Raw genomic sequence first — 25073 nt, 5'->3', positions numbered from 1 at the left:
CTTGGATCGAAGTTATCCCCAATCCGTTGTGGCGCGGACTACACCCGGCGTGACCCGCCCGGTGCGCCTACCATATATCGTGGAACCGTTCCATGAGGGTGTAAAGCGAAAATTCCGTTACTGCCGGCACCCGACCCGGCGGCGGACGCTTGACCCGGCCGGGCCGGCAGGCTTCAACCGCCGGGCAACAGGCGGCAGGAGAAACCGGGATGCGCGACCATGGCGGCGATACGGACTGGGCGGCGGGACGCTTCGGTCGCGGCGACTGGATCGACCTCTCGACCGGGATCAACCGCCGGGCCTGGGTGCCGGCGCCGCTCTCGGCCCATGCGCTGGCGGACCTGCCCACGGGTGCGGATCAGGCGCGGCTGCGCGCCGCCGCCGCCCGCCGCTTCGGCTGCCCCCAGGACCAGGTGCTGCCGCTGGCCGGGGCCTCGGCCGCGATCCAGCTGCTGCCGCATGTGCTGACCGGCTATCACGCGGCGGTGCTGTCGCCGACCTATAACGAACACGCGGCCAGCCTTTCCGCCGCCGGCTGGCAGGTACAGCAGGTGACCGACCCGCTGCGGCTGGCCGCGGCCGATCTGGCGGTGATCGTGAACCCGAACAACCCGGACGGGCGCAGCTTCACGCCTTCCGAGATCGCGGACCTGGCCGGCATGGTCACGCATCTGGTGGTGGACGAAAGCTTTGCCGATGCCCGCCCCGACCTGTCGGTGGCGGCGCGGCGGCCGGACAATGTCACCGTGCTGCGCAGCTTCGGCAAGTTCTGGGGCCTCGCCGGTCTGCGGCTGGGCTTCGCACTGGGCGCCCCCGACCTGCTGGCCCGGCTGGCCGAGCGCGCCGGACCCTGGCCGGTCGCCGGCCCGGCGCTGGAAATCGGCGCGGCGGCGCTGGCCGACGACGCCTGGCATGCCGACACCGTGGTCTGGCTGTCCGAGGCGGCGCTGCATCTCGACCAGATCGTGACCCCGCATTGGCCGCTGATCGGCGGCACGCATCTGTTCCGGCTCTACGACACGCCGGACGCGGAAACGGCGCGGGACAGTCTTGCCCGCGCCGGGATCTGGAGCCGCGCCTTTCCCTGGCACAAGCATTGGCTGCGCCTGGGCATCCCGGGCCATCGCGACGAGTTCGACCGGGTGAAGGCCGCGTTTACGGCAGCCGGTTGACGTGACCCATCTTGCGGCCAGGGCGGGCCTCGCCCTTGCCATAGATGTGAACCTGGGTGCGCGGCTGCCGCAGAAGCTCGGGCAGGCGCAGGATGTCGTCGCCGATCAGGTTCTCCATCTCGACATCGGCGTAGCGCTGGCCGTCGCCCAGGGGCAGGCCGGCGACGGCGCGGATGTGCTGCTCGAACTGGTCCACGGCGCAGCCCGCCTGGGTCCAGTGGCCCGAGTTGTGCACCCGCGGCGCGATCTCGTTCACCACAAGCCCGTTGCGGGTCACGAACAGCTCGACCCCCATGACGCCGACATAGTCAAGCGCATTGACGATCCGCGCCGCGATCAGCACCGCGTCGGTCAAGAGGCCGGCCGGCAGCCCGCAAGGCACGGTGGTGGTGCGCAGGATGCCCTCGCGATGCACGTTCAGCCCGGGGTCATAGGCCGCGACCTGGCCGTCGGCGCCGCGGGCGACGATGACGCTGACCTCGGCCGAGAAGGTCACGAAACCCTCCAGCACCGAGGGAGCGCCGGTCCAGTCCCGCTGGCCCGTGTCCGAAAACCGGATCTGGCCCTTGCCGTCATAGCCCAGCCGCCGCGTCTTCAGGATCGCGGGCGTCCCCAGCGCCGCCAGCGCGGCCGGCAGGTCGGATTCGGTTTCCACGTCGCGATAGGGAGCGGTGGCCAGGCCGATTCCGGTCAGGAAATCCTTTTCGGTCAGCCGGTCCTGCGACACCGCCAGCGCGCGGCGGTTGGGGCGGATCGGGCGAATCGATTCCAGCAGGTCCAGCGCCGAGGTCGGCACGTTCTCGAATTCATAGGTGATCACATCGACCGATTCGGCGAAGGCGCGCAGCGCCGCCGCGTCCTCATAGGGCGCATTCGTCACCGCATGGGCGACGTCGCCGGCCGGCGCCGCGCCGGGCTCGTAGATATGCGTGCGATAGCCCAGCCGGCTGGCCGCGACCGAGAGCATCCGCCCCAGCTGCCCGCCGCCCAGGATTCCGATCACCGAACCGGGGGCAAGTTCACTCATCTTTCGGCTCCTCGGGGATGGAATCGGACAGGGCCTGCCGCCAGGCGTCCAGGCGCGCGGCCAGATCGGGATCGGAGATCGCGAGGATGCCCGCCGCCATCAGCCCGGCATTGGCGGCCCCCGCCGAACCGATGGCCATGGTCGCGACCGGATAGCCCTTGGGCATCTGCAGGATGGAATAAAGCGAATCGACGCCCGACAGCGCCTTGGTCTGCACCGGCACGCCGATGACCGGCACCCGGGTCTTGCTGGCCATCATGCCCGGCAGATGCGCCGCGCCGCCGGCGCCGGCGATGATCACCTTCAGGCCGCGGGCCACGGCGGTCTTGCCATAGTCCCACAGCCGGTCGGGGGTGCGATGGGCACTGACGATCCGCGCCTCGTAGCCCACGCCCAATTCGTCGAGGATCGCGGCGGCCTCGCGCATGGTCGGCCAGTCGGACTGGCTGCCCATGATGATTCCAACGGGTTTTTCCATCCAGTGCCCCCTTTTCGCCCCGCCCTAGCGCGGCGGCGGCGGCGATGCAATCAGGCGATGATGTCGGGCGTCAGCTCGTCTTCCAGCTTGGCGATGCGGTCCTTCAGCGCCAGCTTCTGCTTCTTCAGCCGCTGCAAGGTCAGCGAATGGGTCAGGGACTGGCTGGTCAGCGCCGCGATCGCCTCGTCCAGGTCGCGATGTTCGCGCCGCAGCACCTCGAGCCGGGCGCGCGCGATCTCTTCCTGCGACATTTCGTATTCGGCGTTCATCATCGGGCCTCGGGCTGGACTGCGCCGGTTATACCGCAGCGATTCCGGCTTGTTAATGGGCTTGCCGCATGACGCGGGCCCGGCCGCGGCGAAAAGGCTTGCCAGTACGCGGCGGCGCAGCGGAAGCTGGCCCGGCCTCCGAACAAAAGGATCGACCATGCCGCTTTCATTCCGCCCCGGCCGCGCCCTGATGGCGCTGCTTCTGGTCCTGCCGTCGGCCGCGGCGGCGCAGCAGGACCCGATGCAGCTTTGCGTCAATTCCTGCCTGTTCCACCACGGCCCGGCGACGAACCCCGCCTATGAGGCCTGCGTCGCCCGGCAGTGCGTCGAGGCCCCGGCCCCACCCCGCGCCGCGCAGCCAGCGAAACCGCAGGCGCAGGGCTGGACGACCGGCACGGCGGACGGCGGGAAGACGCATCTGGCCCGGGTGCGATCCGGGCGGCTGGAGCTGCTCTACATGTGCCAGCGGGGCAGCCAGGGCCTGGTCGCGGTGCGGGGCATGGCGGGCTCGACCGGCTCGATGCGGATCGGCATCGACGGGCGGCGCATCCCGCAGCCCTTCGCGGCGAAAGACGGCCTGCGGGCGACGCCGGCGCCTTCGGGCTCGGCGCTGCTCGGCGGGCTGCTGACCGGCGGCCGGGTCGAGCTTGCCGACGACCGCGGCCAGGGCGTCCTGCCGCTGGCGGGCTCGGGCCAGGCGATCCGCGCCGCGCTGGCCGCCTGCGGCCTGCGGCCCTGATCCTGGGCGGCCGGCCTCTTGTTTCCGGGTCGCCGCGTTCACATATTGGTCCTGCCGGATCGCCGTTCCGGGGTCCGGCCGACAGTCGCTTTAGATGTAAAGGGCTTGGCGAATGACCAAGATCAGTCTGGCCGCTCATCCGTTCCTGCTGGGGTTCGACCAGCTGGAACGCCTGGTCGAACGCGCCGCCAAGGGCGCCGAGGGCTACCCGCCCTACAATATCGAACACCAGGGCCCGAACGGGTTCCGCATCACCCTGGCCGTGGCCGGCTTCTCGGAAGACGACCTCGCCATCACGCTGGAAGACCGCCAGCTGGTGATTCGCGGCCGCCAGGCCGAGGTGGACGAGGAGCGGGTCTTCCTGCACCGCGGCATCGCCGCCCGCGCCTTCCAGCGCAGCTTCGTGCTGGCGGAAGGGGTCGAGGTCGTCGCCGCGCGGCTGGAAAACGGCCTGCTGGACATCGACCTGCGCCGTTCGGTGCCCGACGGCATCGTACAGACCATACCGATCAGCCGAAAGTGAAAGGGGATCGCAGATGAACGAGAAATTCGACTTCGGACCGCAACAGAACGACAGCGCGGGCAACATCGTCTATATCCGCCGCGTCGCCATGGAGACGCTGCCCGACGAGGTGCGCCGCCAGGTGCCCGGCGTCGAGGCGCTCTATGCCGTGCATGGCGTTGACGGCGAACGGCTGGCGCTGGTCCGCGACCGCAGCCTGGCCTTTCTGCTGGCGCGCCAGAACGAACTGACCCCGGTCAGCGTGCACTAAGGCCCCCACGCATCCCGCCCCAGCGCCTGCCGGGACGGGCAAAAGCGATAGACAAAAGCATCAGCCGCGCCCGAGTTGCAAAAATATTTTGCATCATATGTCGGCTAGCCGACACAAGACTCGGCAACAATCCGCTAGTTATTCGTAACGTCTGGGGATCCAAGTGCCAGTACGTGTTTAACCAGTGACGGATCCCCTGGCGCGTTGCTCCGCCCGGACGGGGGGCTTACCCGCCTTCAGGTGGGCTTTTTTTCGTTCCGTTTTGCCCCATTTCATGCGATACCAAGCGTATATTCTGGGCAGGCGAGAGACATCTTGAACGACGCAATCCGGCTCGACCGCGCTTCGCGTGGGTCTGAAGGGCGCGGCTCTGCACCCGCGCTGCCCTGGTTTCCGCTGTCGCGCTGGGACGGCCTGAAACCCGCGTTGCTGGAAGGGCTGACCGTCGAGCGGCGGCGCGCCTTCTATGCGCAATGCACGCCGCGGGCGTTTTCCACCGCGACCGAGATCCTGTCGCAGGACGAAGAGACCCCTTGCGCCTTCCTGATCGTCGAGGGCCGGGTCGAAGTCACCTTCGTCGACGTGGACGGCAACACCGTCATCGCCCATATCGCCGGAGCGGGCGAGGTCATGGGCGAGGTCGAGTTGCTGTCGGGCAAGACCTGCGCCGCCACCTGCCGGGCGATGCCGAACAGCCGGCTGCTGGGCTTCAGCAGCACGCTGCTGATGGAATTCGTCCCGACCGAGGTGATCCTGCGCAATTTCGCCGGCATCCTGCACGGCCGGCTGGTCCGCGACCAGCGCCAGCTGGCCATCGCGCAATTCTATCCGGCCGAGGCGCGGATCTGCCTGCACCTGCTGCGCCTGTCCACCGGTGCACGAAGCGAATTGCACATCAGCCAGGCGCAGCTTGCGCTGCTGGCCGGCTGCTCGCGCCAGACCGTGAACAGCACCCTGGCCGCGTTGCGGGCCCAGGGCATCATCGAGCTGGGTCGCGGCATAGTGCGCGTGCTGCAACCGGGCCGGCTGAGCTACAAGCGGCTGCTTTGAGAACTATTCAGTCGGCCGTTCCTTTTGTGCTTGAAGGTAAGGCAGAACGATATTTTCTCGGATTGCCCGCCGAACCTTGAGCCGCTGCCAATGTTTCTTGCGTCCCATTGCAAGACCGAAGACCATCCGTCGATGGGACTCAATTCTTGTCGCCAGCTGGAAAAAATTCTTTCGTCTCCGTGGCGGCAACAGATCCGATATACGATCGGCGTGAAAATCCCATATTTCTCCAAAAGAGACATTCCACATCCACGGCTTGACATTCACAACATAGTGCAGCACTGTTATTTTTTTTGGCAGGCTTTCTGGCGACATATAAGTCGGCTCGTTTGCATAAATATTATAGCATGGATCCAATAGCTTGACGCGTCCGCGACATACAATATTTATCGCCGATTGATCCTCACACAGTCGCGGGCAGCTCGGGTCGGAAAGGGCCCTTTCACAAGCCTCTGCGATATTCTCATTTCTCCAAAGGGGCAAGTTCATGACAAGTAGTCCAGAATTCACATATTCTCCAAGCTTGGTCTCAGTCGCAGCGAGTTCCCTGGGGTCTGGCGAGGGACAGGCGACTGCCGCAATCGGGTATGCTTCTAGAGGAACTTGATCCAACGCCTCCAAGCGACCCGTCACAACCATATCGCAATCCATATATATGACACGATCGCTATCAGGTAGAAGTTCAGGAATAAGCAACCGAAGGTAGGCGCTTCGCTTGAGATGGGCGCGTCGAATAAATAGATTATTAAACCGGTCCTCCGCAACTTCAATTCTATGAATTATCGCGCCCAATCTCTCTCCTAGAAGATCTATTCTAGCGCGATTCTCTCGAGAAATTCCCATATCCAGAATAGTAAAATGCGCCCCAGGATTGTGCCATAGTGTCGATGCAATCAGCACCATAACGCCTGGAACATAATTATCATCCGATCCGGTAACGATGTGCATCCCAGTTTCTCCGTTACGCTGCACGCTTTCAATCAGCGGTCCAAGCAGTGCGAAGCCATTCGATATCTCCAATTCGGCGATACCACTTGTTTCCACGTCCCGAGAACACATCATCCATCTTCGGAGCCCCCGCAAACAACACGATTCTGGCGCCCATAGGAAGCACCGGATTACGGAAATAACTTCGAAAATTGCGCGGCACGCAATCATTCTTGAAACTAACACAAAGCCCCTTAGGCCAATACTGCATAAGGCCGCGTTTCAGGAGCTCACCGCTCAGGAATTGCTGCTCGTGCTCGTAACCTTCAGCGGCCGCCGCGGGATCGGCCAGATAGGCGTCCAGGACATAGGAATGCGCCCCGACCCGATAGCGGAAGACCGAGGAGTTCCCGACCGAATGCAGGAAGCGGTCCCGCGTCGGATTGACCTTGCGCAGCGGCTTCGGCCGGAACAGGTCATCGTCGCGGATGATGAAGAATTCGCCGGGCAGGTCGAAGAACGGCTCCAGGTCGTCCACCACCACCAGGTCCAGGTCCAGAAACAGCGCCGTCATGCCCGCGAAACCGCCCAGGTCGCGGCGAAACAGCGCCAGCTTGCGCCAGCGGGTGTCGCCGTGGCCCTTGGGCAGGCCGAGCTCGGGCAGCGGCAGCGCCTCGACGCCGGGGTCGAGCCCCTGGGCGTCGTCGGTGAAGCAGACGAAGCGATGCGGCCGCGCCAGGTGGCGGCGCACCTGACGGAACAGCCGGTTCACGTCGTCGGCCCCATAGAGGGTGCCCCATTTCATGGTCAGGATCAGGACAGGCTCGGTCATCTGCGCTTTCCTTTCATCGCGCCCAACGCGGATTCAGCCCAGCGGTTCAAGGCCGACCTCGGCGGCCAGGGCCCGCAAAGCGGCGTCGCCGCCGGTGTCCAGATGCGTGGCGCCATGGTTGCGCGCCGCGATCGCCTGCCAGGCGGCCTCGCCCGCCAGCGGCAGCACCACCGCCGCACCGGCGTCCGGACGCAGCGTCACGGCGGTGCCCAGCTCAGCCACCACCCGGGTGCAGCCCGCGGCGCGGAACCACGCCCGCAGCGCGTTCGGGGTCAGATCGGCCGCGCGGCCCGGCGGGGGCGCCAGCCCCTTCACCCGCCCGCCCAGCAGCAGCGGATCGCCGCCCCAGCGATCGGTCACCGACAGGATCGCCAGCACCGCGCCGTCGGGGGCGCAAAGCGCGATGTCCTCGCCGGGTTCCAGGGTGGCGGCGAAGCCGGCCGAGACCTCAAGCGCCAGCGGCAACGGCCAGAACGCGCCCGAGGCCAGCCGGCCGCCCGCGGCGACCGCGGCATGATCGGCCTGTGCCAGATAGCCGCGCAACGGGAACATCGCCCCGTCCATCAGCAGAGCCAGGTCGCGCATCTGCTCCGGCGACAGCACCCATTGCAGCCGTCGCGCCGCCTCGTCCCGCAGCCCCTGCGCGGCCGAGGGCGTGACGTAAAGCTCGGGCAGCGCCGGGAAGCCGCTCACGCGGGGATCTCGGCGCCATGGGTGTCGGGGGCGCCGGCCATGTCGTGTTCGGCCAGCCAGCGCTCGGCGTCCAGCGCCGCCATGCAGCCCATGCCGGCGCTGGTCACCGCCTGGCGATAGATGTGGTCGGTCAGATCGCCGGCCGCGAACACGCCGGGGATCGAGGTGCGGGTGCTGCCCGGCTCGACCTTGACATAGCCGCCGTTGTGCAGCTCCAGCTGGCCCGCGACCAGCTCCGAGGCCGGCGCATGGCCGATGGCGATAAAGACCCCGTCGGCGGGGATCACCTGCTCGGTCCCCTGGGCGACATGCCGGACCCGGACCCCGGTCACGCCCAGGGGCGCCTCGGTCCCCTCGACCTCGACCAGGCCGTGGTCCCACAGCACCGAGACCTTGGGATTGCGGAACAGCCGCTCTTGCAGGATCTTTTCCGCCCGCAGGCTGTCGCGGCGATGCACCAGCGTCACCTTGCTGGCGAAATTGGTCAGGAACAACGCCTCCTCGACCGCGGTATTGCCGCCGCCGATCACAACCACCTCGCGGCCGCGATAGAAGAAGCCGTCGCAGGTCGCGCAGGCCGAAACGCCGAAGCCCTTGAACTTCTCTTCGCTCTGCAGCCCCAGCCAGCGCGCCTGCGCGCCGGTAGCCAGGATGACCGCATCGGCGGTGATCCGGGCGCCGCTGTCCAGTTCCGCGACGAAGGGCCGCGCCTTCAGGTCCAGCGTCGTCACCGTGTCGACAAAGATGCGCGCGCCCATGGCCCGGGCATGGGCCTCCATTTTGACCATCAGGTCGGGGCCCTGGATCTCGGTCTCGCCGGGCCAGTTCTCGACCTCGGTGGTGATGGTCAGCTGGCCGCCGGGTTGCAAGCCCTGGATCAGCACCGGATGCAGCATGGCGCGCGACGCATAGACGGCGGCGGTATAACCCGCCGGACCCGAGCCCACGATCAGCACGCGGGTATGGGCGGGCAGGACGGCGCCCGCGGTTTCGGCGGCGGTTTCGGCGGCATGGGACATGGACTGGACCTTTCGCGTTGCGCCGCCTAGGTAATCACCCCCGCCAGCGCATGCAATCCACCCCGCGCGCGGGCGCCGGCACGGAAAGAATATTGCGCACAACGACCCGGCGGGGTAGCTTCCCGCATGATTTCGGCCGGCAGACCGGCCAAGAGGAACAGATGAGCGGCGCCAGACTGGACGAGATCGACCGAAAAATCCTGGCAGAACTTCAGGGCGACGGCCGCATGACCAATGTCGAGCTGGCGCGGCGGGTGGGCATCTCGGCCCCGCCCTGCCTGCGCCGCGTGCGCGCGCTTGAGGAAATGGGCTATATCCGCGGCTATCACGCCGAGATCGATCCCCGCGAACTGGGCTTCGAGGTGCAGGTCTTTGCCATGGTCCGCCTGCTGAGTCAGTCCGAACGCGACCTTTCGGCCTTCGAAGCGCTGTGCCGCGACTGGCCCTTGGTGCGCGAGTGCCACATGCTGAACGGCGAGATCGACTTCATCCTGAAATGCGTCTCGCCCGACCTGCCGAGCTTCCAGCGCTTCCTGACGGAAAGCCTGACCTCGGCGCCGAACGTGGCCTCGGTCAAGACCTCGCTGGTGATCCGCTGCGCCAAGGACGAGCCGGGCGTGCCCTTCGAGGTGGTCGAGGCGCGCGCGGCGGCGGTGGGGTAAGGGGTGAGCCGTTAGCGGACGATAATGGTAAGCACTATTGTCATTGCGATGTAGCGGCATAGCGTCTCACCTTAGCGGAGTTTCCAAAGACATGATGGAATTCGAGGCATCCGAGCATGGCCACGATCTTGAGTTGCAGCTTGGCCAGATGATTGAGATAGCACGCGCGCTGCCGCACCAAATAATCCCCTCGAAACAAATAGAGGTTTGGGCTGGCGGTCTAAAATATCATCAGTTCTTCAACCTGATTGGGTTGATGATTGCTGAGCGCTATGCCGCTAACATGCTTAGCTATCAGATCTGTGACTCCATCATGAACTATCTGTGGAGGGCCTGGCTCGATGGCGTTGAGGACGGCGGACACGTCCCACAACCATTCTACGAAATATATGAGGCATTCGACGCCGGAGAGTATCCTCGAACCCCTGATGGAAGCGATGACCCAGTGAAGGATCATACTGATCCGTGGATTGCCGACATCCTGTCTAGGCCAGCGCACCCGATGCTATGATCAGCGTGCCAACGGCAGCAATGTCCGCGAAGCAGTCATCGCACCCCGCCTTCGGAGGGCCTGACAGCAACTCAGGACCCGTGCGCCCATCCCGTCTCGTTTCCGGCAAGATCAACGCCCGGCGACCCTGGTCGCGCACTTCAGGCATCCCGTCGCATCACAGCGCAATCGCCGAGATCAACCGCCCGTAGTCCGCCTCATGCTGATGCGTGCTGCGGCGATAGGAGAAGAAGCGGTCCGGGTCGGAATAGGTGCAATGCCGGGTCCATTCCGCCTCGACCCCGGCGTCGCGCAGCCGCATCAGGCCGAAGGACGGCAGGTCGAACATCGGCCGCCCGTTCGGTCCGCCGGAGAAGAAGCGGTGGTAGTCGGGATCCTCGACCAGGAATTCCTCCATGAACTCCTCGCTGACCTCATAGGCCCGCTGGCTGATGGTCGGGCCGATCACCGCGCGGATGCGGTCGGCGCCCAGGTCCTGCATCGCCGAGACGGCGGCCTCGATCACCCCCGCCAGCGCCCCCCGCCAACCGGCATGGACGGCGCCGATCACGCCCGCTTGCGGGTCGGCCAGCAGGATCGGCTGGCAATCGGCGGTCAGCACCGCCAGGGCCACCCCCGGCTGGTCGGTGACGATGCCGTCGGCGCGGAGCTGCGTGAAACCGGCGGGGTCGTCGCCCGCGCGCAGCACGGCGACCTCGGCCGAATGCACCTGGTGCACGGTCGCCAGCCGGCCGGGCGGCACGCCCATCGCCTCGGCCACGCGGGCGCGGTTGATGGCCACGATCTCGGCCTGATCGCTGGAGCCGAAGCCGCAGTTCAGCCCGGAAAACAGCCCCGAGGAGGCGCCGCCGCGGCGGGTGAAAAAGCCGTGCCGCACCGTGTCGAGCAGAGGATGGGTCAGGATTTCCAGCGTGGTCTGCATCAGTTTTCCAAGGGTTCGAAACCGGGCGGCACGGGCGCGCCGGGCGCCCAGAAGGCCAGAACTTTGAACAGGTGACCCATTTCCCCCGGCGCGGTCAAGCGATGAAACGCGGCCATGGCGCCGGCGTCCCCGGCCGCGGCCAGCCGCTCGGCCCGCGGCGCGATTCCCAGCCGCAGCAGCCAATCGCCCTGCGTGATCCTGCGCGAGGCGCGGACCCCTGCCGCCCGCGCCGCCGCGGCCAGGGGCGCGAAATCGACATGGGCGGTCAGGTCGGCCTCGCCGGGATGGGCCAGCGGATCCTCGGGGCGGTGGCGGCGCAGGGCCTGGAAGGTGTCGCCCTGCCCGTCCCAATCGCCGTAGTCGATGACGATGGCCAAGCCGCCATGCCCGGCGATGCGGGCGGCGATGGCCGAGACGACGGGGCCGGCATCGGGGCAGGTTTCGCGGATCTGCCCCTCGGGCGCGGCGGGACCCGGCAGGGCGGGCCCAAGCCCCAGGGCAAGCGCGCCGCTGTCGTCCAGCGTCACCATGCGCTCGGCCCAACCGTCGGCGCTGCGCTGGAACTGCCGGATCGGCAGCGCGTCGAAGAACTCGTTCGCGACCAGAAACAGCGGCATCTCGGGCAGTTCGGCGACATCGTCCAGATGCGCGACCGCGCCCAGCCGCGCGCGCTGGATCTGGCGCAGATGGGCTGAGGCCTCGACCAGATGCACCCGAGCCGCCTCGGCCATGCCGGGGACGACGCGGATCGCGCGCAGGATGTCGGCCATCAGCGTGCCCCGGCCCGGCCCGATCTCGGCCAGCGCAAAGGGTGCTGGTCTGCCCTGGTCCAGCCAGGCCTGCGCCAGGGCGAGGCCGATCATCTCGCCGAACATCTGGCTGATCTCGGGCGCGGTGGTGAAATCGCCGGCCGCCCCGAAGGGATCGCGCGTCGCGTAATAGCCGTGCCGGGGATGCAGCAGGCACAGCCGCATGTAGTCGTCCAGCCGCATCGGCCCCGACATGCGGATCCGCGCCGCGATCATGCCGGCCAGGGGCGTCATGCGGGTTCAGGCACGGCCGGCCGCGCCCGCGCCCGCAGCAGGAACGCCAGCCCGATCAGGACCATGGGCAGCGACAGCAGCTGCCCCATGCTGACGCCCCAGACCGGCCCGCCCAGCACGTGGCCCAGCGGGTTGTCGGGGGTGATGAATTGCGCGTCCGCCTGGCGGAAGAACTCGACCACGAAGCGCGACAGGCCGTAGCCCATGACGAAGACCCCCAACGCCTGCCCGGGCCGCCGCAAGCCGCCGGCGCGGACCAGCAGGAACAGGACCAGCGCCAGCAGGATGCCCTCCAGCCCGGCCTCGTAAAGCTGGCTGGGGTGACGGGCGCAGGGCCCGGTGACGCCGGGGCAGCTTTGCGCCGCCTCGCCCGGGAAGATCACCCCCCAGGGCGCGTCGGTCGGCCGGCCCCACAGCTCGGCATTGATGAAATTCGCGATCCGGCCCAGCCCCAGCCCGATGGGCGTCGCCACCGACAGCGCGTCGGCCAGCCGCAGCGCCGGGATGCCGTGGCGCCGGCAGAACCACCACGAGGCCAGCACCACGCCCAGGAAACCGCCGTGGAAGGACATGCCGCCATGCCACAGCACCGGGATCATGCCGGGGTTGGCCAGGTAATAGGCCGGCTCATAGAACAGCACGAAGCCCAGCCTGCCGCCCAGCACCACGCCCAGGATCACCCAGGTCAGCAGCTCCTCGACCTGTTCCGGCCGCATCGGCGCGGCGTCGCCCCACAGCCGCGGGCGCCGCATCAGCGCCACCACGATCCGCCAGCCGACCAGCAGCCCCACCAGATAGGCCAGCGCATACCAGCGCAGCGAGAACTCCATGCCGAAAAGATGGATGGTAAAGATCTCGGGCGAAATGTTCGGGAAAGGGATCATGGGCTCCTCGACGGGTTCGGCGCGCAGGCTACGCGGGGGGCGGCGGGTGTCAACCGCCCCGCCCAAGGCCGATTGAACAGCCGCGCCCCCGGGGCCATATAGGGGGCAACGCTGAACCGAAAGGCCCGCCATGACCGCGAACAACCGCTTTCTCGACGATCTCTCGAAATTGATGACCAATGCCATGGGCGTGGCCCAGGGCGCCAAGGACGAGGCGCAGGCCGCCTTCAACGGCTGGATCGACCGCTGGCTGGCCGAGCGCGACTTCGTGACGCGCGAGGAATTCGAGGCCGTGCGCGAGATGGCGATCAAGGCCCGGGCCGAGAATGCCGAGCTGCGGGCCGAGATCGAGGCGCTGAAGGCTCAGGGCTGAACCCGTTCGCGCAGCCGGCCCTGCCTGTCGTAAAGCAGCACCTCGCCGCCTTCCGTCACCACGACCAGCCAGTCGCGGGCGAAGGTGACGGCGGCGGGCTTGGCGCCCTCGGGCAGGGCGACGCTGTCGGGCAGTTCCGGCAACGGCGCCTCGGAGAGCCGCAGCCACAAGAGCGCCGCGATCACCAGCACGCCCAGACCCATCACCGCCGCCAGCGCGGTCACCAGGAAGCGCAGCCAGCGCAGCATCGGCAGCGCTTCCTCTGGCCCCGCATCCGCCCTATCATCCCGCGCCATGGCCGACATCCTCATCACCATTCCCGAAGGTCTTTCCGACCGGCTTGATAAGGCGCTTGCACTTTGCGCGCCAGAGCAGGCGGCGCTGTCGCGCTCGCGCCTGGCGAAACTGATCGCCGAGGGCGCGGTGCGCGGCCCCTCGGGTCCGGTGACCGACGGCAAGGCCCGGGCCGAGACCGGCGACTATCTGGTCGAGATCGGCGCACCCGAGACGCTGGACGCCCGCCCCGAGGCGATCCCGCTGGCGATCGCCTATGAGGACGACGAGTTGATCGTCGTGGACAAGCCTGCCGGCATGGTGGTCCATCCCGCGCCCGGCGCGCCCTCGGGCACGCTGGTCAACGCGCTGCTGCACCATTGCGCGGACAGCCTGTCGGGCATCGGCGGCGCCGCGCGGCCCGGCATCGTGCACCGCATCGACAAGGAGACCTCGGGCCTTCTGGTCGTGGCCAAGACCGACCGCGCCCACCAGGGGCTGGCCCGGCAATTCGCCGACCATTCCGCGCATCGGCGCTATCTGGCGCTGGCGCATGGGCTGATCGACCCGGCCGACGCCCGGCTGCGCGGCCTGCCCGGCCTCGCGTTCGAACCGGGGAGAGTGCTGCGCATCACCACCCTGCTGGGCCGGCACCCGACCGACCGCCAGCGGCAGGCGGTCAGCTTTCAGAACGGCCGCCATGCGGTGACGCGGGCGCGGCTGCTGGAGACATTCGGCACGCCGCCCGCCGTGATGCTGGTGGAATGCCGGTTGGAAACCGGCCGCACGCATCAAATCCGCGTGCATATGGCCCATGCCGGGCTGGGGCTGGTCGGCGATCCGGTCTATGGTGGCAACAGGCGCGCCTCGGCCCGCGCGCTGGGGGATGAGGTCGCCGCGGCGGTCGCGGCTTTCCCCCGCCAGGCGCTGCACGCGGCCGAGCTGGGCTTTCAGCATCCGGTCAGCGGCGAAGCGCTGGCCTTTTCCAGCCTGCCGCCGCCGGACATGGCCGGGCTGCTGGCGAAATTGCGCGGAGACGCCGCCTGACGGAACCCGCGCCGGCATGATAGCGTTCATAATGAACCCGCCTGTGCGCGGGACAGGGAAAATTTCAGATGGCGAACTACACCCAACTTCCGGCACCCAGCCCCGAACAGGGGTTGAACCGCTACCTGCAGGAGATCCGCAAGTTTCCCCTGCTGGAGCCGGAGGAGGAATACATGCTGGCCAAGCGCTGGACGGATCACGAGGATCCCGAGGCGGCGCAGAAGCTGGTCACCTCGCACCTGCGGCTGGCCGCCAAGATCGCCATGGGCTACCGCGGCTATGGCCTGCCCCAGGCCGAGGTGATCTCGGAAGCGAACGTCGGCCTGATGCAGGCGGTCAAGCGCTTCGACCCGGAAAAGGGTTTTCGCCTCGCCACCTACGCGATGTGGTGGATTCGCGCCTCGATCCAGGAATACATCCTGCGGTCTTGGTCGCTGGTGAAGATGGGCACGACCAGCGCGCAAAAGAAGCTGTTCTTCAACCTGCGCAAGGCCAAGTCCAAGCTGGGTGCGCTGGAGGAGGGGGACCTGCGGCCGGAAAACGTCGCCCAGATCGCCCATGACCTGAACGTGTCGGAACAGGAAGTCATCGACATGAACCGCCGGCTGTCCGGCGGCGATGCATCGCTGAACGCGACCGTGGGCTCGGGCGACGGCGAATCGACCTCGCAATGGCAGGACTGGCTCGAGGACGACAGCGCCAACCAGGCCGAAGCCTTCGCCGAGGCCGATGAACTGTCGGCGCGGCGCGAGATGCTGATCGCGGCCATGGACGTGTTGAACGACCGCGAAAAGGACATCCTGATGGAGCGCCGGCTGCGCGACGATCCGATGACGCTCGAGGACCTGTCTTCGCGCTATGATGTCTCGCGCGAGCGCATCCGCCAGATCGAGGTCCGTGCCTTCGAGAAATTGCAGAACCGCATCCGGGACCTGGCCCGCGAACGCGGCATGGCCGTGCCCGAAAGCGTCTGAGACATGCGGAACGCCGGGGTCCGGGCACGGACGGGTGCGGATCCCATCCCGGCCAAATCCGCGCGGGGCCGTTTCGGACGGGGGCGGCGTTCGATGCCCCGGCATCCGCCCGGTCGCCCTCCGGCATTTCCCCCTCTGGCGCCGGTCGGGAATTTCCTTGAAAAGCGGGCTGGTTGACCGGCGCCGGGCTTGGCTTATGGTCGGGACAGGGCAGCGGAGGCCGATGGCGCAGGAATGACAGCGCTGAACCAGTATCAAAGGCTCGAGGCCGCCGGCGTCTGGCGCGAGACGCCGAAATCGCAGCTGCGCGATGTCATCGTCTCGTTCGGCGATGCGACGCTGGTGCTGACCGATCCGCGCTCCGAGGTGCCGCTGGCGCATTGGTCGCTGCCGGCGGTCACGCGGCTGAACCCCGGCAAGATGCCCGCCCGCTATGCGCCCGGCGGCCCCGAAGCCGGCGAAGAGGTCGAGATCGAGGACGAGCTGATGATCTCGGCCATCTCGAAGGTGCATCGCGCCATCGAGGCCAGCAAGCCGCATCCCGGACGCCTGCGCAGCGGGATGATGCTGGGCGCCGCGGCGGTGATGACCATCCTGGCGGTGTTCTGGGTGCCTCCGGCGCTGGTGCGCCACGCCGCCGATATCGCGCCCCCCGCCCAGCGGGCCGAGATCGGGCGGATCATCCTGTCCGAGATCGCCAAGACCACCGGCAACCCCTGCTCGCGCCCCGCGGGCGACATGGTGCGCCAGAAACTGGCGCTGCGGCTGATCGGCCCCGAGGCGCAGATCGCCGTAGTCCCCGCCACCCTGCGCGGCGCGATCCGCCTGCCCGGCCCGATCACGGTGGTCGGCGAGGACCTGATCGAGGGCCAGCTTTCCCCCGAGGTCGCCGCCGGCCATATCCTGGCCGCCCAGGCCGCGGCGGTCGAGAACGACCCGATGCTGGCCGCGCTGCGCTATGCCGGGCCGCGCGCCACCTTCCACCTGCTCACCGCCGGCACCCTGCCCCGAAAATCGCTGTCGGGCTATGGCGAGACGCTGCTGGCCGATCCGGTGCCGCGTCCCGACGACGAGCAGCTGCTGGCCTATTTCACCCGCGCCGGCATTTCCAGCGAACCCTATGCCCGCTCGCTGGATCCGACCGGAGAGGCGGTGCTGGGGCTGATCGAGGCCGATCCCTTCCGCACCGCCGTTCCGAAGCCGGTGCTGAGCGACCGCGAATGGATCGCGCTGCAGGAAATCTGCGACCAATAGCGCCTTAACGCGCAAAGGCGTCGCGGAACCCGGCACGGCGGATGGCATCCAGCGCCCGCACGATGCTTTCGCGATCCGTGAACGGGCCGGCCATGATGACCTGCATCTCGCGCCCGCCAACCCTGTCCTTGCCGCGCAGGACCGGATAGCCCAACGCCGCCACCCGCTGCATCGCGCGATCGGCATTGCCGGGGTTGCCGAAGGTCCCCAGCTGCACATAGCGCGCCCCGGCCGGGATCATGCCCGCCGAACCCGGCGTCTGCGTTTTAGGCGTATTCGCGACCGTGGCGACAGCGCTCTTTGCAGGCGCATCCGCGCCTTTGGCCACAGGGTCCTTCGCATCCGCCTGGGCGGTTCGCGCCGAGGCTGGGGAGGCTTGGTCTCTGGTCTTTGCCGGCTTGGCCGTAATCCGGTCGGATTTGGAAGGCGACGCGTCCATCGGTTTCGCCGCCGCTTCGACTGCCGGGGGCGAGGCTTTTTTCTCGACCTGCTTGCCCGAAGCGGGCGGTGCCGCCGCCGTGGCTTCGGTTTGCGCTGTGGCCGCGGGTGACAGCGCCGGATCGGTGCCGCTGCCGATGGGACGCATGAAGCTCAGCCGCGACAGATCCGCATCGGGCAGCGAGTCGCAATAGCCCTGGGACGGGTCGCTGCCCAGCCGGGCAGGCCCGACCTTGCCGTCGTAGCCCAGCAGTTCGCAAAGCCGCAGGTTCGGCTTCAGCCCGCCGCCCATACCCTGGCGCACCGACGGCGCGGCGGCGACGGCGGCGCGCAAATCCTCGGCTGGGCCCGAGGCCATGGGTTCCGGCCCCAGGTCAGGCAGTTTCTCCATCGGTTGCGGGTCGCTGGCCAGCTCGCCCGGGCGGACCTGGGTGATGACGGTCTGCGACAGCGCCTCTTCCAGCAGTTCGGCCCGGCTGCGGCCGGCATTCGGGTCCAGCGCGCGCAACCTCGGCTTGCCGTCCAGCCCGCGCGCGGACAGCGTCGGCGGATAGCCGCAGATCGGCGTGCCGTCGCGCGAGACGCGGGGCTGCCATCCGCCGCCCTCATCGCGCAGGAAGACGCAGCCCTTGCTGTCGATATACTGGCGCGCAAAGAAATCCGCCGGCGGCTCTTCGGCCGGGCGCAGGTCCTGGGCCAGCGCAAGCCCCGGCAGCAAGACCAGCATCACCCGCAGAATCCACAGCATCGTCCCGTCCCCGAATCGGCCCTTCGGGACGGTGATAGACCCAAAGCCCTGAAGGCCCGGTTAACGCCGGCCTATTTCGTGCCGAACATGCGGTCGCCGGCATCGCCCAGGCCGGGCACGATATAGCCGTGATCGTCCAGCCGCTGGTCCAGCGCGGCGGTGAAGATCGGCACGTCGGGATGGGCCTGCCGCATCCGCTCGACCCCCTCGGGCGCGGCCAGAAGGCACAAGAATCGCAGGTTTTTCGCGCCGCGTTCCTTGAGCATGTCGATGGCCGCGACCGAGGAGTTGCCGGTGGCCAGCATCGGATCGACCACGATGGTCATGCGCGCGTCCAGTTCCTTCGGCACCTTGCAGTAATATTCGACCGGCCGCAGCGTCTCGGGGTCGCGGTAAAGCCCGACGAAGCCCACCCGCGCGCCGGGAATCAGTTCCAGGATGCCGTCCAGAAGCCCGTTCCCGGCCCGCAGGATCGAGATCAGCGCCAGTTTCTTGCCCTCCAGCGTCGGGGCCTGCATCTTGCACAGCGGGGTCTCGATGGTGATCTCGGTCAGTTCCAGCTCGCGCGTGACCTCATAGGCCAGCAGCAGGCTGATCTCGCGCAGCAGGCGGCGGAAGCCGGCGGTCGAGACCTCCTTCTGGCGCATGATCGTCAGCTTGTGCTGGACCAGGGGGTGGGTGACGATGGTCAGATGCTGGCTCATGTCAGTTCCTTTCGCAGGCGTGTCTTGGTGGTCTCGTCGCAGAAGGCCGCATCGACGGCCCAGAGGTTCATCTGCCGGAATTCGGCCTCGGCCCAGCCGAAAGCGTCGGCAAGCCTCTGATATTCATGCGACAAGCTGGTGCGGAAAAACGGCGGATCGTCGGTCGAGACGGTGACCCGCACCCCCGCGTCGGCCAGCCGGGCGATGGGATGGGCGGACCACGACGGCACGATGCCCAGCGCCACGTTGGAGCCGGGGCAGATTTCCAGCGTGATGCCGCGCTCGGCGAGGTCGCGGACCAGCTGCGGGTCCTCGACGGCGCGGATGCCGTGGCCGATGCGGGTCACGCCCAGGGCCAGCGCGTCGCGGATGCTTTCGGGACCGCGCCATTCGCCGGCATGGGCGGTCAGGCCCAGCCCGGCCTCGCGCGCGCAGTCGAAGGACCAGGCGAAATCCGGCAGTTCGCCCGCGTCCTCGCCGCCGCCGATGCCGAAACCCGCGACCCATGGGCCCATGGTCTCGGCGGCGCAAAGCGCGGTTTTCCGCGCGCGATCCGGGCCGAGATGCCGGATCGCGGTCAGCACGGCGCGGCTGGAGATGCCTTGCCGTTCGGCGACCCCGGCCACCTCTTCCATCGCGGCCAGATAGTCGCGCCACGCCGACAGGTCCGCGCCGCCGCAGAACTCGGGCGAGACGAAAAGCTCGACATGGATCGCGCCCTGTTCCGCGCATTCGGCCAATACGTCGGACACCAGCCGCGCATAGTCGCGCGGTGTGGTCAGGACCGAGCAGGCGGCTTCATAGACGCGCAGGAAATCCTTGAAACCCTTGTAGGAATAGCCGCCGCGCTCATCGAAGATGCCGCCAAGGTCCTGGTGCTTTTCCGCCGCCAGCGCGCGGATCAGCCCCGGCGGCGCGGCGCCTTCGACATGCAGGTGCAGTTCGACCTTCTTGACGGATTTCACAGAAACGACCTCCCCGGCCCGACCGGCGGCAGGTCCAGATGCGCCGCGACCGAGGCGCCGATGTCGGCATAGCCGACCAGCCCGACCGCGCGGGCGCCATAGCCCCAGCCCAGCACCGGCACCCGCTCACGCGTGTGGTCGGTGCCGTGCCAGGTCGGGTCGTTGCCGTGGTCGGCGGTAAAGATCGCCAGGTCGCCAGGCCGCAGCCGCGCCAGCACCCGTCCCGCCACGCCGTCGAACCATTCCAGCGCCACCGCATAGCCCGCCACGTCGCGCCGATGGCCGAAGGCGCTGTCGAATTCGACCAGATTGGCAAAGGTCAGGCTGCCCGGCTCGGCCCGATCCGCCAGCCGGACCAGATGCTCGGCCAAGTCGGCGTCGGACTGGCCCTTGTGCAGATGCGAAATGCCACGATGCGAGAAGATGTCGCCGATCTTGCCGACGGCATGGGTCACGCGCCCCGCCCCGTGCGCGACGTCGAGCAGCGTCCGGCCGGGCGGCGCGATGGCATAGTCGCGGCGGTTGGGCGTGCGGCGGAAATCGCCCGGCGTACCGGTGAAGGGCCGGGCGATGACCCGGCCCAGGCGCATCGGATGCACCATGGCCGCGACCTCCTCGCAAAGCCGATACAGGCGCTCCAGGCCGAACGCCTCTTCATGCGCGGCGATCTGCAGCACGCTGTCGACCGAAGTATAGCAGATCGGCCGGCCGCTGCGCAGATGCTCGGCCCCCAGGCGGTCGATGATCTCGGTCCCCGAGGCGTATTCGTCGCCGAGGATGCCGCCGGTGCCCGCGGCGCGGGCGATGCGGGCACTCAGGTCGGGCGGAAAGGCGGGACGGGTGTCCGGAAAGTAATGCCATTCCCACGGCACCGGGACGCCGGCGATCTCCCAATGGCCCGAGGGGGTGTCCTTGCCGCGCGAGATCTCGGTCGCGGCGCCCCAGAGCCCCTGCGGCGGGGCGCCGAGGCCGGGCGCATCCTCGCCGCTGGCCAGCCGGATGGCGGCACCCAGGCCCAGCGCGTCCAGGTTCGGCATGTGCAAGGGCCGCGCCTGCGCGATATGGGCCAGCGTATTGGCGCCGGTATCGGGGCGGCCTTCGTTGAAATATTCCGCCGCGTCGGGCGCGCCGCCGATCCCCACGGAATCCATCACGATCAGGAAGGCGCGTCTGTCAGTCATCGGGCGAAACCTCACAGCGGATCAGGGGGCCGGGCGCGGCACCGTCGCCGATCAGATAGGCGGCCTGGACGGTGGCGACCGCCGCCCGCGCCGCCGCATCCGAGGCGGCATGGACAAAGCCCAGCGGACGGTCGGGGCCCGCCTCTTCGCCGATGCGCAACAGATCCGCAAGCCCTACGCGCGGGTCGATCCGGTCGCCCGAATACAGCCGGCCACCGCCCAATGCGACGACGGCATGGCCCAGCGCCTCGGTGTCGATGGCGGCGACGCGGCCCCGTGCCGGGATCGGCAGCACCACGGGCGCCGACGGCAGATAGCGGTCGGGGTGTTCCAGCAGGTCGGCCGGCCCGCCCTGGGCCGCGACCATGCGGGCGAAGCGCTCGGCGGCATGGCCGCCGGCCAGCGCCTCGGCCGCACCGGATAGGCCCACAAGGCCGAGGCCGGCCTCGGACAGCGCCAGCGACAGGTCGCGCAGCGCGCCGGTGCCACCGGTCAGCACGGCGATGGCCTCGCGCAGTTCCAGCGCATTGCCGGCGGCGCGCGCCAGCGGCTGGTCCATGTCGGTCACATAGGCGCGCACCCGGCAGCCGGCGCCATGGGCCGCGCCGACCAGCGCCCGGGCCAGCGCCAGGCCCGCATCCGGACCGCGCAGGAAGGCGCCCGAGCCCTGCTTCACGTCCAGCACCAGCGCGTCCAGCCCCGCCGCCAGCTTCTTGGACAGGATCGAGGCGGTGATCAGGTCGATCGACCCCACCGTCGCGCTTTCGTCGCGAATCGCATAGAGCCGGGCATCGGCCGGCGCCAACTCGGGCCCCGCGGCGACGATGGCGCAGCCGACCTCGGCCACCACGCGGCGGAACGCCTGCCGGTCCAGCGCGCAGCGAAAGCCGGGGATCGCCTCCAGCTTGTCCAGCGTGCCGCCGGTATGGCCCAGCCCGCGCCCCGAGATCATCGGCACGAATGCGCCGCAAGCGGCGACCACCGGCGCCAGCACCAGGCTGACCGTGTCGCCGATGCCGCCGGTCGAATGCTTGTCCACCGCCGGCCCGGGCAGGTCCCAGCGCAGCACCGTGCCGGAATCGCGCATGGCCCGGGTCAGCGCCACCCGGCCGCGCGCGTCCAGCCCCTGCAGCAGCACCGCCATGGCAAAGGCGGCGGCCTGGGCGTCGCTGACCGAACCGTCCGCCAGCCCGCGCGCGATCAGCGCCGCGCCCGCCTCGTCCAGCCCGCGCCCGTCGCGGACGGCGGCGATCACCGGACGAGGATCGGGGCTCATTCCGTGCCCGACAGATGCGAGATGTCGAAGCGCCCGGGCAGCAGCTCGCCGATGGTGGTGGCCAGCCGGGCGCCCTGCACCGTCGCCAGCAGCACCGGCGTATCGGCGCGGCCGAATTCGGCCAGTTTCTGCCGGCAGCCGCCGCAGGGCGGCACCGGGGTCGGGCTGTCGGCGATCACCGCGACCTCGACCAGCTCGGTCTCGCCCGAGGCGACCATCAGCGCGATGGCGCCGGCCTCGGCGCAGGTGCCCTCGGGATAGGCGACGTTCTCGACGTTGCAGCCCTGATAGACCGCGCCCGAGGCGCCGCGCACCGCCGCGCCCACCTTGAACCGGGAATAGGGCGCATAGGCCCTTTCCCGCACCTCGCGCGCCGCATCCAGAAGCGTCATTGCCCGTGCCTTTCCGCTGTCTCGACCCCGTTTCGGACTTTGCGCCCGCGTCCTTCGCGATGCAAGTCCGGCACGGCGCCGCCCCTTGCCGCAATGCCCCCTGTTCGTCGCGGAAAAAATAGTTTAACGCTGAACCATCTTGCAGAGGGAGGGGTCTGGCCATGGAAGAACGCCGGCAGGACAACGCCAGACAGGCGGCACTTGAGTATCACGAATTCCCGCGACCGGGTAAGCTCGAGGTGCGGGCGACGAAACCGCTTGCCAACGGCCGCGACCTGAGCCGCGCCTATTCGCCCGGCGTGGCCGAGGCCTGCCTGGAAATCAAGGCCGACCCCGCCACCGCCGCCCGCTATACCGCGCGCGGCAACCTGGTCGCCGTAGTCTCGAACGGCACCGCCGTGCTGGGGCTGGGCAATATCGGCGCCATCGCCTCGAAGCCGGTGATGGAGGGCAAGGCGGTCCTGTTCAAGAAATTCGCCAATATCGACTGTTTCGACATCGAGGTGAACGAGGCCGACCCCGAAAGGCTGGCCGAGATCGTCTGCGCGCTGGAGCCGACCTTCGGCGCCATCAACCTGGAAGACATCAAGGCCCCCGACTGCTTCGTGGTGGAAAAGATCTGCCGCGAGCGGATGAACATCCCGGTCTTTCACGACGACCAGCACGGCACCGCCATCGTGGTCGGCGCCGCCGCGACCAACGCGCTGCATATCGCCGGCAAGAAGTTCGAGGACATCAAGGTCGTCTCGACCGGCGGCGGCGCGGCCGGCATCGCCTGCCTGAACATGCTGCTGAAGCTGGGCGTCCGGCGCGAGAACGTCTGGCTTTGCGACATCGACGGCCTGGTCTATCAGGGCCGCGAAACCCAGATGACGCCGCAAAAGGCCGAATACGCGCAGAAATCCGACCTGCGCACGCTGGATCAGGCGATCGAGGGCGCCGACCTGTTCCTGGGCCTTTCGGGTCCCGGGGTGCTCAAGCCCGAGATGGTGGCGAAGATGGCCGCGCGCCCCATCGTCTTCGCGCTCGCCAACCCCACGCCCGAAATCCTGCCCGAGGACGTCCGCGCCGTGGCACCGCAGGCGATCATCGCCACCGGCCGCTCGGACTATCCGAACCAGGTCAACAACGTGCTGTGCTTCCCCTTCATCTTCCGGGGCGCACTGGACGTGGGCGCGACCACGATCAACGACGAGATGCAGCTGGCCTGCATCGAGGGCATCGCGGCGCTGGCCCGTGCCACCACCTCGGCCGAGGCCGCCATGGCCTATCGCGGCGAGACGCTGAGCTTCGGCGCCGAATACCTGATCCCGAAGCCCTTCGACCCGCGGCTGATCGGCGTGGTCTCGACCGCCGTCGCCAAGGCCGCGATGGAAACCGGCGTCGCCACCCGGCCGCTGGACGACATCGCCGCCTACAAGCGCAAGCTGGACGGCTCGGTCTTCCGCTCGGCGATGATCATGCGGCCGATCTTCGAGGCGGCGGCGACCGCCAACCGCCGCATCGTCTTTGCCGAGGGCGAGGATGAGCGCGTGCTGCGCGCCGCGAACGCCATGCTGGAAGAAACCACCGACGCGCCGATCCTGATCGGCCGGCCCGAGGTGATCGAGATGCGCGCCGAACGCGCCGGCCTGCCGATCCGGCCCGGCCGCGACTTCGAGATCGTGAACCCCGAAAACGACCCGCGCTATCGCGATTACTGGGAAACCTATCACCAGCTGATGGCGCGCCAGGGCGTCACCCCCGACATCGCCCGGGCGATCATGCGCACCAACACCACCGCCATCGGCGCGGTCATGGTGCACCGGGACGAGGCGGACAGCCTGATCTGCGGCACCTTCGGCCAATACAGCTGGCACCTGAACTACATCACCCAGATCCTGGCCCGCGACGGGCTGCGCCCGCATGGCGCGCTGTCGCTGCTGATCCTGGAAGACGGGCCGCTGTTCATCGCCGACACCCAGGTGCATGCGAACCCGACGCCCGAGCAGGTGGCCGAAACCGTCATTGGCGCCGCCCGCCACGTCCGCCGCTTCGGCGTGACGCCCAAGGTGGCGCTGTGCAGCCAGTCGCAGTTCGGCAATCTCGATTCCACCTCCGGCCAGAAGATGCGCGAGGCGATGGCGATCCTGGACGCTCGCGGCGTCGATTTCACCTTCGACGGCGAGATGCAGGTCGATTCGGCGCTGGATCCGGCGATCCGCGAACGGCTGCTGCCGGATTCGCGCATCGACGGCGCGGCGAACGTGCTGATCTTTTCCAGCACCGACTCGGCCTCGGGGGTGCGGAACGCGTTGAAGATGAAGGCGAACGGGCTGGAGGTGGGGCCGATCCTGATGGGCATGGGCAACCGCGCCCATATCGTGACCCCGTCGATCACCACCCGCGGCCTCTTGAACATGAGCGCCATCGCCGGCACCCCGGTCGGCCATTACCGCTGATTCGGA

General features: G+C 68.3%; 29 protein-coding genes. 12 read left to right on the top strand and 17 right to left on the bottom strand.

Annotated features, from left to right (window positions below):
• The first annotated feature begins 209 nt into the window (after positions 1–209).
• Positions 210–1172, top strand: a complete 963-nt coding sequence (gene cobD, locus JCM7685_RS04575; protein WP_074965724.1) for a threonine-phosphate decarboxylase CobD — start codon at positions 210–212, stop codon at positions 1170–1172.
• On the opposite strand, the gene JCM7685_RS04570 is transcribed toward cobD, so the two are convergent.
• Genes JCM7685_RS04570 through JCM7685_RS04560 form a run of 3 tightly spaced genes read right to left on the bottom strand, consistent with a single transcriptional unit; the run spans position 1156 to position 2946 of the window.
• The gene (locus tag JCM7685_RS04570; protein ID WP_074965723.1) at positions 1156–2199 is read right to left on the bottom strand and encodes a 5-(carboxyamino)imidazole ribonucleotide synthase; all 1044 of its coding nucleotides are present in this window, start codon (positions 2197–2199) and stop codon (positions 1156–1158) included. The genes cobD and JCM7685_RS04570 overlap by 17 nt on opposite strands.
• A complete protein-coding gene (gene purE, locus JCM7685_RS04565) occupies positions 2192–2677 on the bottom strand; it encodes a 5-(carboxyamino)imidazole ribonucleotide mutase (RefSeq protein WP_074965722.1) in 486 nt (161 codons plus the stop codon). The genes JCM7685_RS04570 and purE overlap by 8 nt, the downstream gene beginning before the upstream one ends.
• Positions 2678–2727: 50 nt before the next feature.
• On the bottom strand, positions 2728–2946 hold the full coding sequence (locus JCM7685_RS04560; RefSeq protein ID WP_074965980.1) for a YdcH family protein: 219 nt from the start codon (positions 2944–2946) through the stop codon (positions 2728–2730).
• 157 nt (positions 2947–3103) lie between these two features.
• Between JCM7685_RS04560 and JCM7685_RS04555 the strand changes: the two genes are divergently transcribed.
• The 4 genes from JCM7685_RS04555 (at position 3104) to JCM7685_RS04540 (ending at position 5508) form a co-directional block, all read left to right on the top strand.
• Positions 3104–3685, top strand: a complete 582-nt coding sequence (locus JCM7685_RS04555) for a hypothetical protein (protein WP_074965721.1) — start codon at positions 3104–3106, stop codon at positions 3683–3685.
• Positions 3686–3797: 112 nt separating this feature from the next.
• Entirely contained in the window at positions 3798–4208 is a 411-nt protein-coding gene (locus JCM7685_RS04550; protein WP_074965720.1) for an Hsp20 family protein, read from the top strand.
• Between the two features lie 13 nt (positions 4209–4221).
• Positions 4222–4458, top strand: coding sequence for a DUF1150 family protein (locus JCM7685_RS04545; RefSeq protein WP_074965719.1), 237 nt, complete (start codon positions 4222–4224; stop codon positions 4456–4458).
• Positions 4459–4773: 315 nt separating this feature from the next.
• Positions 4774–5508: a Crp/Fnr family transcriptional regulator gene (locus tag JCM7685_RS04540; protein WP_170848872.1), complete on the top strand. Its 735-nt coding sequence runs from the start codon at positions 4774–4776 to the stop codon at positions 5506–5508.
• A gap of 3 nt (positions 5509–5511) precedes the next feature.
• Here the strand turns inward: JCM7685_RS04540 and JCM7685_RS04535 are convergent, their stop codons facing one another.
• From JCM7685_RS04535 to trxB, 4 genes are all read right to left on the bottom strand, one after another.
• Positions 5512–6456: a glycosyltransferase family 8 protein gene (locus tag JCM7685_RS04535; RefSeq protein ID WP_074965717.1), complete on the bottom strand. Its 945-nt coding sequence runs from the start codon at positions 6454–6456 to the stop codon at positions 5512–5514.
• A gap of 28 nt (positions 6457–6484) precedes the next feature.
• Positions 6485–7207 carry a hypothetical protein gene (locus tag JCM7685_RS04530; protein WP_231964686.1) on the bottom strand — a complete coding sequence of 241 codons (723 nt, stop codon included), beginning with the start codon at positions 7205–7207 and terminating at the stop codon, positions 6485–6487.
• 93 nt (positions 7208–7300) lie between these two features.
• A complete protein-coding gene (locus JCM7685_RS19815) occupies positions 7301–7960 on the bottom strand; it encodes a bifunctional sulfate adenylyltransferase/adenylylsulfate kinase (protein WP_074965715.1) in 660 nt (219 codons plus the stop codon).
• Entirely contained in the window at positions 7957–8979 is a 1023-nt protein-coding gene (gene trxB / locus JCM7685_RS04520) for a thioredoxin-disulfide reductase (protein WP_074965714.1), read from the bottom strand. The genes JCM7685_RS19815 and trxB overlap by 4 nt, the downstream gene beginning before the upstream one ends.
• Positions 8980–9140: 161 nt before the next feature.
• Between trxB and JCM7685_RS04515 the strand changes: the two genes are divergently transcribed.
• Complete coding sequence (locus JCM7685_RS04515) at positions 9141–9641, top strand: Lrp/AsnC family transcriptional regulator (RefSeq protein ID WP_074965713.1); 501 nt, start codon at positions 9141–9143, stop codon at positions 9639–9641.
• Positions 9642–9732: 91 nt separating this feature from the next.
• Positions 9733–10152, top strand: coding sequence for a hypothetical protein (locus JCM7685_RS04510; protein WP_074965712.1), 420 nt, complete (start codon positions 9733–9735; stop codon positions 10150–10152).
• 157 nt (positions 10153–10309) lie between these two features.
• Here the strand turns inward: JCM7685_RS04510 and pgeF are convergent, their stop codons facing one another.
• The 3 genes from pgeF to lgt are packed head-to-tail and all read right to left on the bottom strand — an operon-like array spanning position 10310 to position 13001.
• Positions 10310–11074, bottom strand: a complete 765-nt coding sequence (pgeF, locus tag JCM7685_RS04505; RefSeq protein WP_074965711.1) for a peptidoglycan editing factor PgeF — start codon at positions 11072–11074, stop codon at positions 10310–10312.
• The gene (locus JCM7685_RS04500; RefSeq protein WP_074965710.1) at positions 11074–12117 is read right to left on the bottom strand and encodes a class I SAM-dependent methyltransferase; all 1044 of its coding nucleotides are present in this window, start codon (positions 12115–12117) and stop codon (positions 11074–11076) included. The genes pgeF and JCM7685_RS04500 overlap by 1 nt, the downstream gene beginning before the upstream one ends.
• A complete protein-coding gene (gene lgt / locus JCM7685_RS04495; RefSeq protein WP_074965709.1) occupies positions 12114–13001 on the bottom strand; it encodes a prolipoprotein diacylglyceryl transferase in 888 nt (295 codons plus the stop codon). The genes JCM7685_RS04500 and lgt overlap by 4 nt, the downstream gene beginning before the upstream one ends.
• A 130-nt stretch (positions 13002–13131) precedes the next feature.
• On the opposite strand from lgt, the gene JCM7685_RS04490 reads away from it, so the two are divergent.
• Positions 13132–13374, top strand: coding sequence for an accessory factor UbiK family protein (locus tag JCM7685_RS04490; RefSeq protein WP_074965708.1), 243 nt, complete (start codon positions 13132–13134; stop codon positions 13372–13374).
• Here the strand turns inward: JCM7685_RS04490 and JCM7685_RS04485 are convergent.
• Positions 13365–13670 (bottom strand): DUF6476 family protein, encoded by a 306-nt coding sequence (locus JCM7685_RS04485; protein ID WP_231964685.1) that lies wholly within the window; start codon positions 13668–13670, stop codon positions 13365–13367. The two genes, JCM7685_RS04490 and JCM7685_RS04485, sit on opposite strands and share 10 nt — an antisense overlap.
• Here JCM7685_RS04485 and JCM7685_RS04480 point away from each other — a divergent pair.
• The 3 genes from JCM7685_RS04480 to JCM7685_RS04470 all read left to right on the top strand — a co-directional run bounded on the left by JCM7685_RS04480 (position 13669) and on the right by JCM7685_RS04470 (position 16922).
• Positions 13669–14694: an RluA family pseudouridine synthase gene (locus JCM7685_RS04480; RefSeq protein WP_074965706.1), complete on the top strand. Its 1026-nt coding sequence runs from the start codon at positions 13669–13671 to the stop codon at positions 14692–14694. The genes JCM7685_RS04485 and JCM7685_RS04480 overlap by 2 nt on opposite strands.
• Before the next feature lie 68 nt (positions 14695–14762).
• On the top strand, positions 14763–15668 hold the full coding sequence (rpoH, locus tag JCM7685_RS04475; RefSeq protein ID WP_074965705.1) for an RNA polymerase sigma factor RpoH: 906 nt from the start codon (positions 14763–14765) through the stop codon (positions 15666–15668).
• 234 nt (positions 15669–15902) lie between these two features.
• Positions 15903–16922: a hypothetical protein gene (locus JCM7685_RS04470; RefSeq protein WP_074965704.1), complete on the top strand. Its 1020-nt coding sequence runs from the start codon at positions 15903–15905 to the stop codon at positions 16920–16922.
• Between the two features lie 4 nt (positions 16923–16926).
• Here the strand turns inward: JCM7685_RS04470 and JCM7685_RS04465 are convergent, their stop codons facing one another.
• The 6 genes from JCM7685_RS04465 to JCM7685_RS04440 all read right to left on the bottom strand — a co-directional run bounded on the left by JCM7685_RS04465 (position 16927) and on the right by JCM7685_RS04440 (position 22626).
• Positions 16927–18108: an SPOR domain-containing protein gene (locus JCM7685_RS04465; RefSeq protein WP_074965703.1), complete on the bottom strand. Its 1182-nt coding sequence runs from the start codon at positions 18106–18108 to the stop codon at positions 16927–16929.
• Between the two features lie 71 nt (positions 18109–18179).
• The gene (gene upp, locus JCM7685_RS04460; RefSeq protein WP_074965702.1) at positions 18180–18812 is read right to left on the bottom strand and encodes a uracil phosphoribosyltransferase; all 633 of its coding nucleotides are present in this window, start codon (positions 18810–18812) and stop codon (positions 18180–18182) included.
• The gene (locus JCM7685_RS04455) at positions 18809–19777 is read right to left on the bottom strand and encodes an adenosine deaminase (RefSeq protein WP_074965701.1); all 969 of its coding nucleotides are present in this window, start codon (positions 19775–19777) and stop codon (positions 18809–18811) included. Before JCM7685_RS04455 ends, upp begins: the two co-directional genes overlap by 4 nt.
• On the bottom strand, positions 19774–20958 hold the full coding sequence (locus tag JCM7685_RS04450; RefSeq protein WP_074965700.1) for a phosphopentomutase: 1185 nt from the start codon (positions 20956–20958) through the stop codon (positions 19774–19776). Before JCM7685_RS04450 ends, JCM7685_RS04455 begins: the two co-directional genes overlap by 4 nt.
• Positions 20951–22234 carry a thymidine phosphorylase gene (locus JCM7685_RS04445; protein ID WP_074965699.1) on the bottom strand — a complete coding sequence of 428 codons (1284 nt, stop codon included), beginning with the start codon at positions 22232–22234 and terminating at the stop codon, positions 20951–20953. The genes JCM7685_RS04450 and JCM7685_RS04445 overlap by 8 nt, the downstream gene beginning before the upstream one ends.
• Positions 22231–22626 (bottom strand): cytidine deaminase, encoded by a 396-nt coding sequence (locus JCM7685_RS04440; RefSeq protein ID WP_074965698.1) that lies wholly within the window; start codon positions 22624–22626, stop codon positions 22231–22233. Before JCM7685_RS04440 ends, JCM7685_RS04445 begins: the two co-directional genes overlap by 4 nt.
• 161 nt (positions 22627–22787) lie before the next feature.
• Here JCM7685_RS04440 and JCM7685_RS04435 point away from each other — a divergent pair, with 161 nt between their 5' ends.
• Positions 22788–25067: an NADP-dependent malic enzyme gene (locus tag JCM7685_RS04435; RefSeq protein ID WP_074965697.1), complete on the top strand. Its 2280-nt coding sequence runs from the start codon at positions 22788–22790 to the stop codon at positions 25065–25067.
• Positions 25068–25073 lie beyond the last annotated feature (6 nt).

Source organism: Paracoccus aminovorans (assembly GCF_900005615.1).
GTDB lineage: Bacteria > Pseudomonadota > Alphaproteobacteria > Rhodobacterales > Rhodobacteraceae > Paracoccus > Paracoccus aminovorans.
This window is presented reverse-complemented; position numbering and strand designations above follow the sequence as displayed.